Origin of the sequence: Simiduia litorea (assembly GCF_042853465.1) — a bacterium.
In the GTDB taxonomy this organism is placed as follows: domain Bacteria; phylum Pseudomonadota; class Gammaproteobacteria; order Pseudomonadales; family Cellvibrionaceae; genus Simiduia; species Simiduia litorea.
The window spans coordinates 1,312,194-1,332,509 of sequence record NZ_AP031497.1 but is presented as its reverse complement, the minus strand read 5'-3'; the positions used below and the strand labels follow the sequence as shown (position 1 = coordinate 1,332,509).

Here is a 20,316-nt window from a genome sequence, read left to right as displayed (position 1 = left end):
TGTTTTAATCTATCGCCACGCTACACATGATTTGCTGTAACTGTGGTGGTCATCGCCTGTTGGACTAGGGCAGCACTTCCTTGTGCCGCCTGCCTTGGGCGGGAGCGTTTACACGCTCATCGGGTCTGGCTTTTCTGAGTCGATACCGAACTGCTTCAGTGCTTTGGTAACCACAGAGGCTTTAATTGCACCCTGATCGGCCAAAGCTTTGAGCGCGGCAACCGCGACAAAGTGACGATCCACCTCAAAGAAGTGACGCAACTTTTTACGCGTATCTGAACGACCGAAACCTTCGGTACCTAAGGCTACATAGTCGCCAGGAATAAAGGCGCGCAGCTGTTCGGTGTAAGTTTTCAGGTAGTCTGTTGCGGCAATCACTGGGCCTTCTTGCTTCTCTAGGCACTCGGTAATGAACGCTTTGCGTGGCGCTTTGGCTTCTGGGTTCAACATATTCCAGCGCGATACACGCTGACCGTCGCGGGTCAGTTCGTTCACACTGGTCATGCTCCAGATGTCGGATTCCACGCCGAAGTCTTCACGCAAAATATCAGCGGCGAATTCCACTTCACGCAGAATTGAGCCTGCACCCATCAACTGAACACGCAAACCACCCTTCTTGGTTTTCTTGCCTTCTTTCAGCAAGTACATACCTTTGATGATGCCGTCTTCGGCACCAACGGGCATGTCTGGGTGAACGTAGTTTTCGTTCATGGTGGTGATGTAGTAGAAACAATTTTCCTTGTCTTGATACATCCGCTTCATGCCGTCGTGCATGATCACCGCTAGCTCGTAGCTGTAGGTTGGGTCGTAGGTTTTACAGTTGGGAATGGTGTTAGCCAATACGTGGCTGTGACCATCCTGATGCTGTAAACCTTCACCGTTTAGGGTGGTGCGACCGGCGGTTGCGCCAATTAGGAAACCGCGCGCTTGGCTATCGCCTGCGGCCCACGCCAAGTCACCGATACGCTGGAAACCGAACATGGAGTAATAGATGTAGCAAGGAATCAGCGGGCAGTTGCTGTTGGAGTAGGCAGTTGCCGCAGCCAACCAAGCGGCCATAGCGCCAGCTTCGTTGATACCCTCTTCCAGAATTTGACCCTTTTTATCTTCCTTGTAGTACATGATCTGATCGTGATCATGGGGCACGTATTTTTGCCCTTCAGAGGTATAAATACCCAGCTGACGGAACATGCCTTCCATACCAAAGGTGCGCGCTTCATCGGGCACGATGGGCACCACGCGCTCGCCGATGTTTTTATCTTTTACCAAAGTAGAGATAAAACGCACCCACGCCATGGTGGTAGAAATTTCGCGCTCACCGGTACCTTTAAGCTGAGCTTTAAAGGTTTCCAAGGATGGAATTTCCAACGCGTCGAAATCTGCCTGACGTGCGGGCAAGTAACCATTCAGTTGCTTGCGGCGCGAGTGCATGTACTGCATCTCTGGGCTGTCTGGCGCTGGACGGTAATAAGGAACGGTTTTCAACTCTTCGTCGGAGATGGGAATACCGAAACGGTCGCGGAAACCTTTCAGCGATTCGATATCCAACTTCTTCACCGAGTGGGTGATGTTGGCGGCTTCACCGGCTGCACCTAGGCCATAACCTTTTACAGTTTGGGCCAATATACACGTGGGCTGACCTTTACAGGCCATTGCTTCGGCGTAGGCAGCGTAGACTTTATAGGGGTCGTGACCACCGCGGTTGAGCTTCATGATCTCGTCGTCGCTCATGTCTTTTACCAGCTCAAGCAGCTCCGGGTATTTGCCGAAGAAATGCTTGCGGGTATAAGCGCCACCGTTGGCCTTGTAGTTTTGCAATTCGCCGTCGCACACTTCGTCCATGCGCTTTTGCAGCAAACCGGTGGTATCTTTTTCCAGTAGTGCGTCCCAATGACGGCCCCACACGACTTTAATAACGTTCCAACCTGCGCCACGGAAAATACCTTCCAGCTCCTGCATGATCTTGCCGTTACCACGCACAGGGCCATCGAGGCGCTGCAGGTTACAGTTGATCACGAAAATCAGGTTTTCCAAGCCTTCGCGGCCAGCTAAACCGATGGCACCTAAGGATTCCGGCTCGTCACACTCACCGTCACCTAGGAAAGCCCATACCTTGCGATCGCCGCGTGGCGATAAGCCGCGCGCCGAGGCGTAGCGCATGACGTGCGCCTGATAAATAGCCTGCAATGGCCCCAAGCCCATAGATACGGTGGGGAACTGCCAGTAATCGGGCATCAACCATGGGTGTGGGTAAGAAGACAAACCAGCGCCATCCACTTCGCGACGGAAGTTGTCGAGCTGGTCTTCGCTCAAGCGGCCTTCGAGGAAGGAGCGAGCGTACATACCTGGCGCACTGTGGCCTTGGTAGTAAATAAGGTCGCCTAGTTCTTCGCCGTCGTTACCGCGGAAGAAATAGTTAAAGCCCACGTCGTACAAAGTCGCCGCGGAGCTAAAGCTAGAGATGTGGCCACCCAAACCGTCGTCGTTGTCATTAGCGCGCATGACCATGGCCAAGGCATTCCAACGAATTAACGAGCGAATGCGGCGTTCCATGAACAGGTCGCCCGGCATGCGCTTTTCTTTCTTGGGGGGAATGGTGTTGCGGTAGGGGGTCGTAATTGCGGCGGGCAAATCCACACCGGCCATAGTGGCGCGGTCAAACATCTGCTTGAGCAAAAACGCCGCACGGCCGTCGCCGCCGTAACGAATTACCGCGTGTAGAGCATCGAGCCACTCGCGCGTTTCGAGGGCATCAATATCCTCTGTCATTCAACTCTCCTTTCACCCGGGCATGCCGGTTGTAGTCAACGTGTGAAATAAACAATCGAAAGAGTATAGAGGTCGCGCAATGATCGCTCAAAATAATCTACCAGAGCGAGAATTACGTCCTCTATGATCATTCTTGTAGTTTTTTTACAAAATCAAGGCATGAGGTACAGCCATGCGCTTGATAATTGGCATCATAATACTGGGTCGTTTAGATTATTGCGAGTTTTCCGGCGGAAATGCCTAAAATAATTACCAAAATGACCTAATGTAAAATTAGTTTCATTTGTAATTTTTCTACAAAACAACCATACAGGGCGGCGAAAATTGGCGCCCTTCCTCGCTTACGGCACTATATAGTGCTTGCCGCTCGCCTTAAAGCTTGTGAGGTCTGTGACCTTGGTCACCGGCTCGGCCTCTGTGGCCATAGGCCCTGTTCCCAGCACCAAACGGCGCTCTGGATCGAATAATCGATAAGCGAAGGTGCGCAGGGTAACCGCATTAACCTGCTTCAGCGCTTTAATAAGTTTTTTACGGCGCTTAAAGTCAACCTTGCCAGCCGGCCCTACGGCGGCAATTTCATCCCAGTAGCGCCCCGCCTGCTCCGCCAAATTTTTGGGCTTTTCCTGTAGCTGGGCTAAGACAGCACTGCGCTGTAAATCCAAATCATCGGCTAACCACTCGGGCATCTGACTAACAAAGTCATCAAAGGCTGCGCGCAACTGGCGAGCATCCGCGTGGGGCGATTGAGCCACCAACACCAAGCCTGGGTAGTCGGCAATGGGCATGGCACCGGCAAACACCACATAACCCAATTGTTGCTCGGTGCGAATGCTATTAAAGAAAGGCGTGCGAATACTTTGTGCCAATAACAGTAAATGGGCTCTATCGCTGTATCTATCGCTATCGGCCTGATGATAGATCACGAGCGCGTTATCGTTGTGTTGCACCGACAGTTGGCGCTCGTAACCACCCCGCGCGGAGGTGAGCAACTTTAACTTCCCCTTTTGATTTATCGGTCGACCTTGCGTTAATTGCTGACCGACCAAGGTGGCCAGTTGTCGCGCTTCGGCGGGCAAAAGATTACCGTAGACGAGCATGTCGACCTGACTATTGAGGCTAAATTTGCGACCGAAATTTTTCAGATCGGCAAGCCCGGTATTGCCCATCGCGTCGGCAATTTCCGCGCTCGGCCAGGCCGGCTCGTACAGCGTTGGCACCAGCTGCTGAAACAATTGAATATAAGGAGGTTGTTTATCGCCATTGCGCGCGCGCCGCATTAACTCGCCGCGCACATTGGCAAACCGAGACGACTCTAAACGCGGGCTAACCAATGCCTCCAAAACTTCCGTTAACAACAAACCCTGCCGATCGTTGTAACCGGCCACAGTAATATCCAGCCCGCGCGCGGTGGCTTGTACATCGAAACCTAGGCCTGCCAAAAAAGCTGGATAGCTGTATTCATTTAATTCGTCCAGCACCATAGCGACATATAACTCGGCTTGCACGCGCGTCTGTATATCGACACCAACCGCCGGCGAGCGCAATTGAATGCGAATCACACTTTTGGGCAAATCAAATTGGCTATCTTGCATATACCAGAGGCGAAGATTTGGCTCGGCAATTAAACGTTCGGGCAGTTTATTTTTAGACACAGTATCGCGCACCTGTAAACGACCAGGCACAAAGGGGTTAGGTGTCGGCAACTTCAGCTGGCTACGCTGCTCAACCGCCAGAGTTAAAACTGGTTTTGGTTGCTGCACCAGATAGGGCGTGTCATATAAGGGGCTTAATTGTTGCGCCTCGAGCTTATCGTCGGCCTGCAACACAAACACGTTATCTGGCCGCAAATAATCTAGATAAAACTGCAATAAGTTTTGATCAAAGCCCTCGTAAATGTAGCCGGCCCGCAGCACCTCAGGCGCAGGATAAAGATGCAGATTGCGGGCTAAACTTTGCACTAAAGACGCAGGGCTTCGCTTTTCTTGAAATCTAAAACTGATATCCGCCAACTGTTTGAGCTCATCAAAACGCCACCGCTCTAAACCATCGCGCTTAATAGTATCGATTGCGGCAAATATCCACGCCTTAACCAGCTCAGGGTTATTTTGGCCTTTCTCGGTGAGTGCGACAGATACCACAAAGGAACTGCCATAAGGGCCAAAATCATTTTCACCCGCCCATAAACTTTCTGCCAAACCCTCGGCTTTCAGAGCCGACAACAAACTACTGCGCCCTTCATGGCCAAGCAGGTTTGCAATTTGGGTGAGCGGTTTCTCGTAAAAATAACTGCGGCTATCGGGCACCGGAAAGCTCAGTCGCAACTCGCGCAACTCCTGCTCTGGGCGATAGCGCACCTCTAGCGGTAACGCGTCGGGTAAAAATAACGGTTGGGCACTCGGCGTTTCTGGCCTAGGTAATTGCACCACGGCATTAAAATGTTCTGTCACCATGCGCTCGAGTTCAGCCAAACTTTCTCGGCCGAGCACCACCAATGACATTTGGTCGGCCGAATAATAGCGCCGATAGAAATCGATGAGCAGATCTCTGATTTTTTCATTCGGCTTGTCAGCCAAGGTATCTAGGTTGCCGACGGTAAAGCGAGCCGCCGGATGGTTAGGGTTGATAACCGCTTGAAACACCGAGTGACTGCGCCGGCTATCGTCTTTAATCTTGGCTAGAAACTCAGCCTGCACCGCTTCCTTTTCTCGGTTGACGTAGGCTTCGGTAAATAAAGGTGCAATAAAAAATTGAGCAAAGCGATCGATAGCACCGGCGAGAAAATCAGGCCTGACACTGAGAAAATAATTGGTGTGATCGAGACTGGTGTAAGCATTATGGCTACCACCGCTTTTGGCAATGTATTGAGGATAAGCGTCGGCCTCCGGGTATTTTTCTGTACCCAAAAACAACATGTGCTCAAGAAAATGCGCCAGCCCCTCGCGCCCTTCTGGATCTTGGGCGCTGCCCACGGCAACCTGAAGCGACGCGGCAGACTCTTGCGTGGAAGGGTCTGATATCAGTAATACTTTTAAGCCGTTGGCTAATTCGATGTATTTGTAATCGCGTTCATCGTTGGCACTTTTAACCGGCACCACCGATTGCACAATCGATGGTTCTGCCGATGCCGCTATCGATGCCTCGTCCGTTAGGCCCACCGCAGCCGCAACAATGTCTTTATTCGCAACTGGCGCTACTTGCGAAGGCTCGCTGCTAGCCTGAGCCAACACCTGCACAGAAAAAAAGCTCGCCACCCACCAAAAGAGTAGCGCCGACAGATAATGTTTAGGTTGTGCCATAATCTTCAAACTGACACGTCCGGCGCACTCTCACCATTGGATTTACTCGGCCAAGCGTTCAATACAGCTTTAATTAACGTAGCTAATGGAATGGCGAAGAACACGCCCCAAAAACCCCAGACACCTCCAAACACCAATACCGCCAAGATGATAGCCACGGGGTGCAAGTTAACCGCCTCGGAAAACAATACCGGCACCAAGACGTTGCCATCAACGGCTTGAATAATGCCGTAGATCACCAGCAGCCAATAAAAATCTGAACCCAAGCCCCACTGCCACAATCCCACCATTAGCACCGGCAAGGTGACAACCGCAGCGCCTATATAGGGCACTAAAACAGACAAGCCCACTGCAATTGCCAGCAACAGGGAATAGCGCAAACCTAAAAAGGAAAAGGCGGCAAAACTCACTGCAGTAACAATGAAAATTTCCAAGGCTTTGCCGCGAATATAGTTAGCCACTTGGTCATTCATTTCTAACCATACGCGCCGCATTATCGGGCGCTTACGCGGCAGAAAGCCACTCAGCCACGCCAAGATTTGCTGATGATCTTTCAAGAAAAAGAACACTAAAATCGGCACTAACACTAAATAGATCAACGCCGTAACCAACAAAGGCACCGAGGCGACGGAGTAAGTCACCAGGCTCTGCCCCACTTGACCAAGCTCAGCGCCAGCCAAATCGTTAATGCGCTTGATGTGCTCTTCCGAGACAAATTCCGGGTAGCGACTGGGCAGCAAGGCAAGCTGCGCCTTCGCTTGCACCATCATGCGCGGCATTTCGTCGAGCAAATTACCCAATTGGCGCCAGAGTATCGGAAAGACGATAAACAAGGTGGAGACGAGGCCTGCCATAAGCAAGGTAAACGCCAACCATACCGACAACATGGGATTAAGCCCCATGTTCGACAAGCGAACGACTAGCCCTTGGAGCAAAAACGCCAAGATAATCGCGGCAATCATGGGCGCAAGAATGGTGCCCATGGTGACTACCAAAACCAAGCCGGCAACCAACAATATCAACAGTAGAATCGCTTCCTCGTCGTAGAAGTAGCGATTAGTCCAACTGCGAAAAATATTGAGCATTCTGTGGGGTTCCAAAATAGGGGAAGAGGGTCGGTTGCGAATCCTAGCGCTTTTGCAACCAATAGCAAAATTCGGTGCCGGTAGCCCGCTCAGCGATCAAAATATGACCACTGATTTTACAGTAGGCTGGAATATCTCGACTCGAACCGACGTCGGTGGCCAATAAGCATAACACCTCGCCAGTGGCGAGCTGATTCAATCCCTGCTTGGCCTTCAATAATGGCATAGGACAAGCCATATGACGGGCATCGATGGTCAATTGCGCATCGGGTAAAGGTGCGGCTTCAGACATGTTCATTCGCTTTACAAAAATTGCTGAACCCAGATCAAAATTCGGGGTCAAATTACACATTCACCACTCGACACGGCTGGTCGATAAAGCCCGAAACCGATAAAGTGGAGCCATCATTACACGGAGAGCGCTTTGTGCCCAAAATTTGCGGCCGATATTCGATAAATTCCTTGATCGCCACCCTCGTGGCCGCGGCCAGCTTAAGCCTTCCTGCGGTTAGCCAAACCAAGGACATCCAGCTACCCGCCCTCGGCGATGCAACCAGCGGCATTGTATCACCCCAACAGGAAAGAGAGTTGGGGGAAAGTTGGGCGCGCGCGTTTCGCGCTCAGGTACCCACCTCGCACGACCCGCTCATGGTGGATTATTTAGAGAAGTTGGTGGCCAAGCTCGCCGGTTACAGCGAACTCCCCGATAAGCGCATAGAACTATTACTGGTTAAAAACCCCACCATGAACGCCTTCGCGGTGCCTGGCGGCGTGATGGGCATTCATACCGGGCTGTTTACCACAGCCAACACCGAAAACCAGCTGGCATCGGTATTAGCCCATGAACTCGGGCATTTATCCCAGCGTCACTTTGCCCGCGGCGTGGAAGCGCGGCAAAACGCCAGCATCCCCACCACAGCCGCCATGTTGGCGAGTTTAGTGCTCATGGCCACGGCTGGTGGCGATGCCGGCATGGCCGCCATGATGGCGACCCAAGCGGCATCACTCGATAGCCAGTTGCGCTTTTCGCGTCAGAACGAGCAGGAAGCAGACCGGGTGGGCATGGAAACCATGGTGGCGGCGGGTCTAGACCCCTATGCGGTGCCAGAGATGTTTGAATCCATGCTGCGCACAACCCGCTACTCGCGCCGACCGCCGGAATTCTTACTCACTCACCCAGTGACCGAAAGCCGAATTGCCGACTCCATGAACAGAGCCACCCGGTTCCCCAAGAAGCACTACGAATCCAGCCTGAGCTTCCACTTGATGCGCGCGCGCGTGTTTTTGATGCAAGCCGAAAGCCCACAGGCGGCGGTTAAGCGCTTCAGCAGTGAAATAGACGGCGACAGCCTGAACAAGGAGGCCAGCCGTTACGGTTTAGTGCTCGCTTACAGCAAAGCTGGTCAGCCTGACCGTGCCCACGAAGCGCTGGCAACACTACTCGCCCTGAACCCGAACAAGCTGGAGTACCAATTGGCCTTGGCGGATATCTACACGGCCGAGGGTCGTTACGAGGAGGCGATTGCCATTCAACAGGCCCTGTTAAAAACAGAGCCAAGCAACCACCCCGCGAATATGGCCTACGCCGACACGCTCATGAAAGCGGGCTTTTATCTCCAAAGTGAACAGATTCTCGACCGCCACTCGCGCCGCCGGAGCACCGACCCCTATGTGTGGTATCAGCTAGCGGAAGTGCACGGTTTAGCGGGCAACATTTTAGGTGTACACGAAGCGCGAGCTGAATATTTCATCTTGAACGGCATCTATGACGCCGCCATGGTTCAATTGCGCAATGGGCTTAAACTGGCCGAAGGCAATTATCACACTACGGCCATCTTACAAGAGCGGGTGCGCGATGTACGCGGCATGCAGGAAAAAGCGATGCGATAAGGCGCTGTGAAGGCGAGATACTGTCATATTTCGGTAACACGTCTGACCTACTATGGCCCTGTATCTCCTCGCTACACCTTGAAAGCAGTCACACATTGCTAGCCCTCGCACCGAGGGCTTTTCTTTTGCGCTTTCACTTCCCTATTTCGTCTTAGCCAGTATCATCACGAATTTATAACAAAAAGCAGCCTTATGATAACTAACGATGCAGTGCAATTGGGTCTACTGGCCCTGATTTTAGGTGCGGTATTTCATACTTCACAAAGCAATTACCCCCTCTTCAGAAATTTCTATCGCTATGTCCCAGCGCTACTGCTGTGTTACTTTTTACCCTCGCTGCTGACGACCTTTGGCATTATCGATAGCCACGACTCCCAGCTGTATTTTGTTGCCTCGCGCTACCTGCTGCCTGCCAGCCTCGTGCTACTCACACTTAGCATTGACTTCAAATCCATCGTCAATCTTGGCCCTAAGGCACTTGTTCTATTTATCACGGGAACCGCCGGCATCATCATTGGCGGCCCCATTGCCCTGTTGTTGGTGTCTTGGTTGGCGCCGGACATCTTAGGCGCAAATGTCGATGATATATGGCGCGGAATGACCACAATTGCGGGCTCTTGGATTGGTGGCAGCGCAAACCAAGCCGCCATGAAGGAAATTTTTGGGGCTTCAGACCAGATCTTTTCTTCCATGGTTGCCGTGGACGTTATTGTCGCCAATATTTGGATGGCGATACTGCTGCTGATGGCCGGCCGCGCAAAGGAAATTGACGCATCAATTGGTGCCGATAACTCAGCCATTACGGCGTTAAGAGAAAAGGTTGAAAAGCTGCAATCTGAAATCTCGCGCCTACCCACTCTGCCAGATTTAATATTCATCTGCACTGTGGCGTTTGGTGTCACTGGATTTGCGCATTTAACAGCCGACTTCATCGCGCCTTGGTTCGCCGAGCACTACCCTGGTACAGCGCGGTTTAGCTTAACCAGCCATTTCTTCTGGCTAATTGTCACCGCAACGACCCTCGGACTGGGGTTATCGTTTACCAAAGTTAAGCATCTAGAGGGCGCTGGTGCCTCTAAGGTGGGCTCGGTATTTATTTATATTCTGGTGGCCACTATCGGTACACACATGGATATTAGAGCCATATTCGAAAACCCAGGCTACTTTTTAATTGGCGCCATTTGGATGCTAGTACACGCAGCATTAATGCTAACCATGTGCCGCATTATAAAAGCACCGCTGTTCTATATGGCCGTCGGATCACAAGCGAATGTCGGCGGTGCAGCATCGGCACCTGTGGTAGCGGCAGCATTCCACCCGGCGCTTGCGCCTGTTGGTGTTTTACTCGCCGTACTCGGCTACGCCTTAGGTACCTACGCCGCATGGTTCTGCGGGCAAATTTTACAAGTCGTTGCGAATTAATCCTTCATTCAATTCATTCGGCTGGGCAGCATTGCCCAGCCTACCCTCTCTGCTACGCAATTCGCACATGAAGTCACAATTATTTCCTCAGCCGTGGGACGCCTGCCTATCTATTAGCGATCACGTTGTTGCACGCAGCTGCCAAGACAGCGATCTCGGATCGTTTAACGAGGTATAAAGATTAACCCAGCCTTCACAAATCACTTGCTCAGGTTCGGTAAAAAGCCTGTCAAAGGTATCGACTTTTTCTAACCCTTCCACGCCGGTTAACCCGACCCAACAATTGCGGCCCGACTGTTTTGCCGCATACAGACAGGTATCAGCGATATCCACAACTTGCTGCCAATTGTATTGCGCCGGCCTGTCCGAGAAAAAGGGAAAACAGGAAAAGCCAATGGACGCTGTAATTGTCAAAGGTTTAGCCTGTTTTATGTCAAACTCCGTCTCGGCAATTAAGGCCCGAATGCGCTCGGCCAACATCGCTGCATTTTCGCGCTGACTATACCTAGCGACAACCAAAAACTCCTCGCCGCCCCAGCGCACCTGATAATCTGTTTCCCGAAAAATTTGCGCCAAGATGTTTTTCATCTGAGCAAGCACAAGATCACCCGCAGCATGACCGTTCAAATCATTGACGTTTTTAAATCCATCCAAATCAATCAAAAAGAAAAGCAAATCTGACTGACTGGGAACCGGCGACTTGGCCTGCAACCAATTCAAATAGTCCCGGATAGTTTTAGCGCAGTCATGCTCTATGTGTTCTTGCAAAAAACGTCGATTCGATAAGCCGGTCAAAAGATCTGTTTGGCTAACAGACTGCAATTGAGCATAAGCGCGCTGCAACTCGGCATTTTTTGCCTCTAACTCGGCAGTGCGTTCAGCCACCTGCTGCTTTAACTGAAAATTTATACGTCGAGATTGATAACGGCCGAATAGCACGAACAGGAGAAAAAACAACGCAACGAAGCCAAAAACTACCGTATTGCGCTCGAATTTCTTCTTATCCTCTTTAACATCTGCAATGTCTTTATCCCGAGACAACAGCGCTAACTGCTGTTCTCGCCGCATAAACTCAACACTTGACTGAACATTAGAGATCGACTGCAACCGAGACTCGTGCATGATTTTATCGTGTCGCGCATTATGCGCATTTAACACTTCCAGCGCTTCATTAGTCTTTCCTTGTTGCGCCAACAAGTCGCTGAGCATCCGATAAACATACAATTGCATTTCCACATCGACGCCATCGAGCTGAACCGCAATACTATTGCGTAAAATTAATTCAGCTTTTGACAACTCGCCTTCGGAAATAAACAAACGAGCACGATAAATACCTAGCCTAAACTTTAGCTCCGGACTCATGTTGTTGGTTAACAACGCCTCAGCATTTTCAAGGAATACCGCAGCGTCGGCATAATCTCCCAAGCGCAACTCCAGCTTTACCAAATTTGCGTTGGCGGCAACAACATTCTCGACTGCATTTAATTTCGTGAATAAGGCCAAGGCTTGTAAGCCATTCTCTTTAGCCAAGTCATATTTATTTTGCGCACATTGAATATCCGCCAACTTAAACAAGCCATAAGCTAGATTGCTAACGTTATTAAGCTCGCGATCTACCTCCACAGAGCCAGACAAGTACACTTCGGCTGATGCATAGTCTTTAAGTTCACGGTGAATCTCTCCGATATTGTAGAGTGAATCGGCAAGACCCGGCTTATCATTTAAGGCGCGACGAATATCCATCGCCTGAGAATGCGCCACCAAAGACTCTTCGAGATTGTTGAGTCGTTCGAAGATCACACCCATAGCATTTAACACTTCCGCCATGGCTGCCGTAGCGCCACTTTCGCGGAGCAAGGCTAAGGACTTACGCGCGTAACTAAGGGCTTGCGTATACTGCTGCTGAGCGCGCAAAGACTGAGCCATGACATTGTAAGTAAGGCCAATTTGCAAAGAGCTATCGAGCAGCTGAAACTTCACCAGCGCCTGCTCGTACAGCTCAAGCGCTTGTGCATACTGGGTTTGAACAAATAAGATCGAGCCTCGCTCGCGCAACACCAGACCTTGGTAATGCAGGTCTTTACGCCGAATCGCCATAGCCTCTAACTGGTCTAGGGTTTGAGCAGCGAGTGCTAGTTCGGATTGAACAATGTAGGCACGGGTTAAAAGCGCCAACAGCTCAAGTTTGTCAGGCTCAGGGATCTCACCGCGATGTTCGAGCACGTAAGGGGCTAAGAGTGCGATGGTTTGGGCAGGCGAACTGAGCAAAAAATGCTTAGCATTCCTCAAATCGTCCTGTATATCGGCCAGTACCGTTGCAGGAAGAATCACTAAAAAGCAAAAAATCAGCTTACATTTGGCGAATGTAATACCGCTATGGCTAGCAATTTGGACCATGGTCAGCGCTATGCAGGAAAATGAGCGAGACGGGATTGTAACAGAGCTTAGCTGGCGGGCGAATGCGTTGTTTAAAAAACATCCTATACGGGACTGGAAAAGACCTGACAGCTATAATCACGCCTACTGCAACGATACGAGTTATCGTTGCAGTAGGCGTAATAAGTCGTCTATGGCGTTGCGGCTTGTTGACGCAATTCTCGCAACCAATTTAACAACTGGCCCATCTTGACACGAATATCGCCGCCTGCAACATAGAGACAGGGGATCATGATCAACGTTATGACCGTCGCAAAGAGTACCCCAAAGGCTAAAGATACTGCCATAGGTATGACAATTTTAGCCTGCATGCTGGTTTCCAATAATATCGGAACAACGCCAATAAAAGTGGTCAAGGAAGTCAATATAATCGCTCGAAAACGCCGACAACCTGCGTCTAATACGGCGTCCCACAAACGCGTGCCCTCACGCCTTGCCCCATTGACGTAATCCACCATAACCAATGAGTCGTTGACGACAACCCCCGCCACAGCGGTCAGGCCAAACAAAGACAACATACTCATGTCCATACCCAGCACCAGATGGCCAATCATCGCGCCGATCAAACCGAAGGGAATGACCGACATAATCATGAACGGCTGTAAATAGGAGCGTAGTGGAATCGCCAGCAAGGCATAGACGACAACCAAGGATAGTACGATGTTGCGAATGAACTTGGCCTGATCTTCCATTTCCTCTTGGACGCGGCCCGACAAAGAGCTGGACACACTTGGGTAGTTTTTCAGCATCGCAGGTAAAAATTCATCGCGGATTTCCGCAGCAATTTTTTGCGGCTCTGCCTGAGTCGCATCCACAGAGGCCCAGATGTTAATGGAGCGCTTGCCATTCTCATGACGAATTTCAGACGCTGCATTGACAATATTAAAGCTGGCTACCTCGGCCAACGGCACATCGGCACCGTTTGGCGCACGAATCAAGGTAGTTTCGACTAAACCAATAGCGTTACGCTGATCTTCTGGGTAGCGCACCATCACGCGAATTTCCTCGCCATTGCGTAGAATTCGCTGAGCTTCAATCCCGTAAAAACTAAACCCTACTTGACGCGCCACATCGGCCAGTGTCAGTCCCATTGAGTAAGCCAAGGGTTTTAACTCCAGCTGTACCTCCTGTGTTTGTTGACGCCTGCTGTCGTTTATATCACCCACACCCACCAAGCTGCTGAGCTTGTCTCTCAAATCAATGATCGCCAGCACTAGCTCTGCTTCGTTTGCACCTTCTAAGCGGAAACTAATGTCGCCATCATCACGGTCATTCCCCATTAAATTATCTTGAATGGTGAGTGACTTTACGCCCGGCAATGCGGGCATTGCCGCGCGCCACATAGCGGCCAACTCGAAGGTATCGATAGGGCGGATCTCCGGATCAACCAACATCGTCATAATGCGAGCACTGGTACGCGACTGCAGATCTACATGCATGCTCTTTATCATGCTCTGACCGTGCTCTGCATTAATTTTCGCATCGACGTCTTTCAACATCTTTTCCACGGCCAATGCAGCATCAAGCGTCGACTGCTCAGACGCGGACACCTGCATCTCAATATTAATGTCGGGAAAATCACTGGGCACTTTAGGGGTACCAATAAAGCGGATCAAGCCAGTACTGAACAAACCCAAACTTATCAAGAAAATGCCAAAGAAAGTCATCAATACCACATAGCGGTAGTGCAACATTTTTTCTAGCCCAGGGCGATAGACGTTAGCAATAAAATACTTTAAACCACTATCTATATGTGAACGTGCCCAATGGAAAGGGTTTTTTGGGTTGTGCGGACGTTGCTTCATGTGCGCCAAATGCGCGGGCAGAATTAATTTGGACTCCACCAACGAAAAGAGCAAACATAAAATTACAACGCCGCCAATCGCGATGGAGAAGCCTTTCGATGGTCCGTCGGCTAACAACATTGGCATAAACGCTGCAACCGTTGTTAATACACCAAAGGTGGCTGGCATCGCAACCCGCTGGGCACCGCGTATAACGTTTTCAATGGTTTGCCCTTTGTCTTCTACTTCCTGATAGGCGCTCTCTCCAATGACGATGGCGTCATCCACCACCACCCCTAACACCAAAATAAAGCCAAACAAACTTGCCACATTAATGGTAATACCCACCCACTCCATAGGCATCAACATCAACGCGCCAAGGAAACTAATAGGTAAACCCAACATCACCCAAAATGCTAACCGCACGCGTAAAAAAAGCGCCAACAATAAAAACACTAAAACGGCGCCCATTTTCATATTGGACACCATCATATCTAGGCGTCCTTGCAAGTAGTAAGTGAAATCCACCCACGTTTCCAAGTGGACACCGTCGGGCAATTGCTTCTCCTTGTCCGCTACGTATTGTTTAACAACATTGGCTACACTAGTAATACTCTGATCGCGGGTGGCGCCGATGAAAAACGCCACCGAATTCATGCCGTTGAACTTCGAATACTGAATACCGTCTTCAAAGCCGTCGTGCACTGTGGCCACATCGGCAACTTTAATTACCGTTCCGTCGTGCAAGGTAATGAGTGGTATGCGCTCATATTGATAACCCCGATAGGCCTGATTTTCTACCCGTAAAGATATGTAGCCATCGGCAGCCTTAATCTGCCCGGCCGACATGTTGCTTGATTCGTTACGGATAGCTTGGGCGATATCCTGAAAGGTCAAATTATACTCTCGCAATTTATCTTTGCTGACCTCGATACCAATTTCATAACCTAGTCCAGAGTAATATTCGCTGATACTAACGCTAGGCAATACCTGAATTTCTTCGTGTATACGCTTACCCAAATCCTTAAGCTGAGTGGGAGTCAGATTTCCATATAAGGACAAATACAAAACTTCTTGTTTGTATTTAAAACGCTCCACTCGTGGTCGTTCAATACCGGCAGGAAAGCTAGAGATAGAATCCACTTCGCTTTTAACTTCATCCAGTACCACTTGTGGATCGTAACCTTTAGCAACTTTTATGTATGCCTGCGACATACCACGGCGCGAGTATGTAATGACGCGTTCCAAACCTTGTAGGCCCTTAAACGCTTCCTCTACCTTTAAGGTGATACCTTCCTCTACTTCTTTGGGCGCCGCTCCCGGATAGAAAATTTGAACTTGCAGCCAGTCAATTTCAATCTCCGGAAACATTTGCTGACGAATACTGAAGGCAGAAATCACACCTCCAATAATAATGAAAAACATTAGTAAGTTGGCAGCCACGGTATTGCGAGCGAACCACGCAATCAGGCCTTTACGGGTTGGGTCGTCACTTGCATCATTTGCTTTCATTAGATTTGTCACTGTATAACCCCAATTATTTAGTCGCTTTTCTTCGCAAGCGCTTCTTCATTGTCTAATTCTTCGGTTGAATTATTCTCATCCGGCTTTTCTGTTGTCGACTTGCTTTCCACTGGTAGCCGCAACAACATTCCCTCAACGGGATATTGCAGCGCTGAAACAATGAGCTGATCCTGATCAGCAACACCATCAACCACGACGACCATCGTTCCCTGCTCGCGTATTGAGGTTACCGTTTTAAACAACAAGGTATTCTCTGCCGTTAACGTTGGTACCTTGCCATCCACAATAATATGTCGTGGCACTAGGGCCGCATGAGGGATACTGATTCCCTCAACGGACGCACGCACATAACTACCAAAACGAAGTGGGTGCTCTGTTTTTTGATCTAATTTTTCATCGCCAGCTCTCGGCACTTGTAGGCCATAAGGATTGACTAATTGAGCGACTAAGTAGGCCATGCGACTCTGACTATCAATGACGCCTTCAGTGCGAATGATTTTTGCGTCCCATGTGGTTTCCTGCCCCTGCAGCTCCCCACGCAGTGTCACTTTTGACCCCACGCCTTCATTGATCAAAAACTTTATTTGATTATCTGCCACTGGAAGTCGCACTTCTGCCTCTGAGACTGACAGAACATCGCCAATCGCGTTACCGGGATTAACGTAGGAACCTAAACTGACTTGACGGGTTTCAATCAATGCGTGAAATGGCGCGCGAATGATTGTTCGCTCTAGGTTACTTTTGGCGCGTGCAAGTGCCGCCTCCGCTGCGCGAACGCGAGCCTGCTCCTGGGCAAGTTGCGGTTCTCGCAAGCTTAATGCCGTTGGTTTACGATCCTTAATGCGTCTCCACTCATCCTTTGCCACCGCACCTAAAGCCTGCTCTTGCTCCAATCCAGCTTGAGCTGACAAGAGTGCAGCCTGTGCTTCGATAACATACGCTTGGTAATCGCTGTCATTTATGCGCGCGAGTATTTGCCCCTGTTTTACAAAGCCACCACGAACAAATTCAGGGGCAATAAAGCTTATTTCACCGCTGATTTGAGCAACCAGTTGCGTCTTAAATTTAGGAGTTACTACACCCTGAGAGCTCACCGCTAATTGCATGGGCTCAAATCGAATCGACTCTACCTTGACGAGAGGAGCAATCTGATCAGCGACTTTCTCCTCAGCTGGCTGCTTAAGGTTTTTCATAACGACAAAGGCTGCAATACTGACGATTAATATAATAAATGGCAGGTATACGCGCTTGTCCTTAAATTTGTTGATAAACACGGCTAAGTCCTATGGAATTATGAGAGTGAAAAGGTATGTGTTGATGGCATAGTAAGACATTAAAAAAAGATGTCACTATGATTAAGCTCTGGTTGCGACCAAAGGCTTTGTAGGCACGTTCTGCGGAGTGAACTAACTATAAACGCGGCAAATACCACCTTATGATCTAGGCAGGCAGGTTAGAGCCCAGACGGTATTATTAACCCGCAAAAAAAAGGGCCTTACCTGACTGGTAAAGCCCTTTGGTTCACGCATGAATAACTAGCTTTCTTTGTTGTAATCTACAAAAAAGAAATACTCATATTTAGTCGCATCAGGGAAGGTTACGGTGAGCGTTACCTCAGCTCTCGCTGGAACAGTAAATGCGCTGTTGTCGGTAAACCTAACGCTAAAAGGCGGCATGGCAACGGAATCTTCAGGAAAAATGGTTTTGACGCTGCCCGAGGTAGATTCCATACGCAATGTTTTAGTATCTGATACATCTATTTTCCAAGCGTAAGTAGTACCGGTGGGCCAAGGGTTGCCATTGCCATCATCTAAAATCAAGCCGGTAAGGGTAAGACCACCAACAGCGCTGACCGTGCCACCATGGGCAGGGAAGCTACCATAGCTCACCACTGACATCTCATTACGCGGCATAAACAAACGAATATCTCGAGAAATAAACGTACTATCTTTGGCCGAGCAAATAGCCGCGGAGTTGACGCCCGACATGCAGGGGCCATTCCACTCACCATCACCCATGGCATCAAAAACACCATCTTGGTCGATATCAACAAAAAACTCGCCAAGGTCATATTGGTTGTTTTCGTTTTCATCGGCATAGGGCTCACCTAAATCGGTGTGCAACCCTATTTCAGCTGCATCGTAAACACTATTACCGTTCACATCCGTAAAAGACTCAGCCCCTCTCATGTAGGCCAATACTTGTACTCGGTTATCGCTCGGGCGAGGACTAGAACTCAGCCAAGTCACACTGCAACGACCGTCAGTCAAGGAACAAGCGGGATCTACCTTGCCAGCTTCGGCAGAAACAAAACGAACCTGAGTGCCATTTGGAGGGCTATTACCAAACTGATCGCTCGCGATCACGTTAATTTTCACCTCGATGCCATCAGTATTGTAGGCATTAGCCGGTTGGCGCGAGCTCAGTGAAATCGAGAAAAAGTCATCTACCGCTACACCTGTCGAAATAACAATATCTGTAGAGCTACCTTGAATTAACGTACTTGCATGGGTGGCAAATACTTTAACGGTTGTTGCCGTCGTGCCGCTTTGTACAACCGTAGTGACCAAACCAGCGCTATCCGTAACGCCTGTCGTTGTTCCGCCCGCAAGGGAAACGCCACCCTCTTGGGTACTCAGGCTGAAATTTACGGTTTCACCAATGATAGGAGCAGACTGAGCCCCCACTAACTTAAAGGTCACTTGCGCTGTTTCAGATCCACCAATACCACGCAGCGAAAGCTTGTCCGTAGAAACCGACACAAACTCTACCGCTAACACTTGATCAACCTCTACAGTAAGCGCGACGGTGGCTGTTAAGGTCGCTTCGCCTACGGTCATATTCGCAGTGACCGTATCGATACCAGAACAACCTTGCGGCGTATAAGTCACCGAGCCGAGTCCATCAGCAGTCGTAATCTGAGAAACGTTTGAACCATTTTTTGTGAGTAGCGCAGAACCAGCCGCAAGGCAGGTAGAAGAGAATCTTACTGAATAAGCATCTAACACCGGCGAGTTATTAGCGTCCACTACATTCAAACTCAGGGTCGCTGATCCCCCTGATTGCAATGTGGTTTTTGTGCTAGCCAATTGCCCCAATACGAAAGAAGAGCCTGTGCCATTGCCCAATTTAACGACCGACGTAGTGGTACTTCCACCGGTACTACCGCCAGTGCTGCTGCCACCAGTACTGGTTGAGCCCTCGCCCACTCCAAATTTTGGCGAGCTACTGCCACCGCCGCCACAAGCTGTTAGTAAAAACGCTCCAGCCAGAAAGATAAAAAGAAGCTTCCAATTGCATAATTTCATTACAACTCCATTCCGGCACGCGGATTCATTTCCAATTCAAAATATACATCGCCTACACCAACCAGACTGCTCCAGCCAGCCAATAGGCAGTTTAAAAAAGACGGAACTGTATCTCAGAAAAAATGTCTACGCCAGCACAAAAAAAGTATGTTTAAAAAATAGCGAGGGAACTGAAGGAACTCAGGCGGAATTGGATAAAAAATGATCGACCCTTCTTACGAGCTCGAGTATTTGCTCATAATGCTTTACCTGCTTTGGTAAGCACTCTTCTACAACAGGTAAAATTCCGCTGGTTTGGGGTAATGCCGCATTCTGCGCAATAAGGTGAGACAATTTAGGAAGAAAAACAAACTGCAACCACTCTAAGATAGTCATCGTATCAATGCAAAAAGGCGCTCGACTTGCAAACGCCGCTTTATTTGGTGGTTTAGACGCCCAGAGATCTGCCGCTTTCATCATCGACTCGAGTTCCGACAGCAACCGGCGAAGTTGGGCGTATTTACCTGAAACCACTACTGCCCCTTGCGCGACTCGGCAATATAGAAACGTGCATCTTTGGCGTGTTTAACGCAGTTATCGAAGTTTTCCACGGTTTGCATAGATTTAGCCAAGCTGATTAACCCCAGCGCCTTGGAGTAGCTCACCGAGCCGGAAAAGCCCTCGGTTTTAGCGATATCCAATTCATCCCAGGCGGCGTTAACATTGGCCGCACAGCTATCGCGAAAACTTTGTTTTCCGGCACAGGCCGCCAGCAAAAACATCAGTAAAACACTCAAAACGTAACGCATGGCATGCTTCTCCA

General features: G+C 49.8%; 12 protein-coding genes. 2 read left to right on the top strand and 10 right to left on the bottom strand.

Annotated features, from left to right (window positions below; translation table 11 throughout):
• Nucleotides 1–108: 108 nt before the first annotated feature.
• From aceE to ACGHTT_RS05885, 4 genes are all read right to left on the bottom strand, one after another.
• Nucleotides 109–2,769: a pyruvate dehydrogenase (acetyl-transferring), homodimeric type gene (gene aceE, locus ACGHTT_RS05900; protein ID WP_390594101.1), complete on the bottom strand. Its 2,661-nt coding sequence runs from the start codon at nucleotides 2,767–2,769 to the stop codon at nucleotides 109–111.
• A gap of 341 nt (nucleotides 2,770–3,110) precedes the next feature.
• Nucleotides 3,111–6,065 (bottom strand): insulinase family protein, encoded by a 2,955-nt coding sequence (locus ACGHTT_RS05895; RefSeq protein ID WP_390594100.1) that lies wholly within the window; start codon nucleotides 6,063–6,065, stop codon nucleotides 3,111–3,113.
• Between the two features lie 5 nt (nucleotides 6,066–6,070).
• Nucleotides 6,071–7,150, bottom strand: a complete 1,080-nt coding sequence (locus ACGHTT_RS05890) for an AI-2E family transporter (protein WP_390594099.1) — start codon at nucleotides 7,148–7,150, stop codon at nucleotides 6,071–6,073.
• 43 nt (nucleotides 7,151–7,193) lie between these two features.
• On the bottom strand, nucleotides 7,194–7,442 hold the full coding sequence (locus ACGHTT_RS05885; protein WP_390594098.1) for a sulfurtransferase TusA family protein: 249 nt from the start codon (nucleotides 7,440–7,442) through the stop codon (nucleotides 7,194–7,196).
• A gap of 134 nt (nucleotides 7,443–7,576) precedes the next feature.
• On the opposite strand from ACGHTT_RS05885, the gene ACGHTT_RS05880 reads away from it, so the two are divergent.
• Entirely contained in the window at nucleotides 7,577–9,040 is a 1,464-nt protein-coding gene (locus ACGHTT_RS05880; RefSeq protein WP_390594097.1) for a M48 family metalloprotease, read from the top strand.
• 192 nt (nucleotides 9,041–9,232) lie between these two features.
• Entirely contained in the window at nucleotides 9,233–10,462 is a 1,230-nt protein-coding gene (locus ACGHTT_RS05875) for a DUF819 domain-containing protein (protein ID WP_390594096.1), read from the top strand.
• A gap of 120 nt (nucleotides 10,463–10,582) precedes the next feature.
• Here the strand turns inward: ACGHTT_RS05875 and ACGHTT_RS05870 are convergent, their stop codons facing one another.
• The 6 genes from ACGHTT_RS05870 to ACGHTT_RS05845 form a co-directional block, all read right to left on the bottom strand.
• Entirely contained in the window at nucleotides 10,583–12,859 is a 2,277-nt protein-coding gene (locus ACGHTT_RS05870) for a diguanylate cyclase domain-containing protein (RefSeq protein ID WP_390594095.1), read from the bottom strand.
• A gap of 170 nt (nucleotides 12,860–13,029) precedes the next feature.
• Nucleotides 13,030–16,194 (bottom strand): efflux RND transporter permease subunit, encoded by a 3,165-nt coding sequence (locus tag ACGHTT_RS05865; protein WP_390594093.1) that lies wholly within the window; start codon nucleotides 16,192–16,194, stop codon nucleotides 13,030–13,032.
• Between the two features lie 29 nt (nucleotides 16,195–16,223).
• Nucleotides 16,224–17,480: an efflux RND transporter periplasmic adaptor subunit gene (locus ACGHTT_RS05860; protein ID WP_390594092.1), complete on the bottom strand. Its 1,257-nt coding sequence runs from the start codon at nucleotides 17,478–17,480 to the stop codon at nucleotides 16,224–16,226.
• A 261-nt stretch (nucleotides 17,481–17,741) separates the two neighbouring features.
• Nucleotides 17,742–19,514 carry a hypothetical protein gene (locus ACGHTT_RS05855; protein WP_390594091.1) on the bottom strand — a complete coding sequence of 591 codons (1,773 nt, stop codon included), beginning with the start codon at nucleotides 19,512–19,514 and terminating at the stop codon, nucleotides 17,742–17,744.
• Nucleotides 19,515–19,694: 180 nt separating this feature from the next.
• The gene (locus ACGHTT_RS05850; protein WP_390594089.1) at nucleotides 19,695–20,027 is read right to left on the bottom strand and encodes a YqcC family protein; all 333 of its coding nucleotides are present in this window, start codon (nucleotides 20,025–20,027) and stop codon (nucleotides 19,695–19,697) included.
• On the bottom strand, nucleotides 20,027–20,302 hold the full coding sequence (locus tag ACGHTT_RS05845) for a hypothetical protein (protein ID WP_390594088.1): 276 nt from the start codon (nucleotides 20,300–20,302) through the stop codon (nucleotides 20,027–20,029). Before ACGHTT_RS05845 ends, ACGHTT_RS05850 begins: the two co-directional genes overlap by 1 nt.
• Nucleotides 20,303–20,316: the final 14 nt, after the last annotated feature.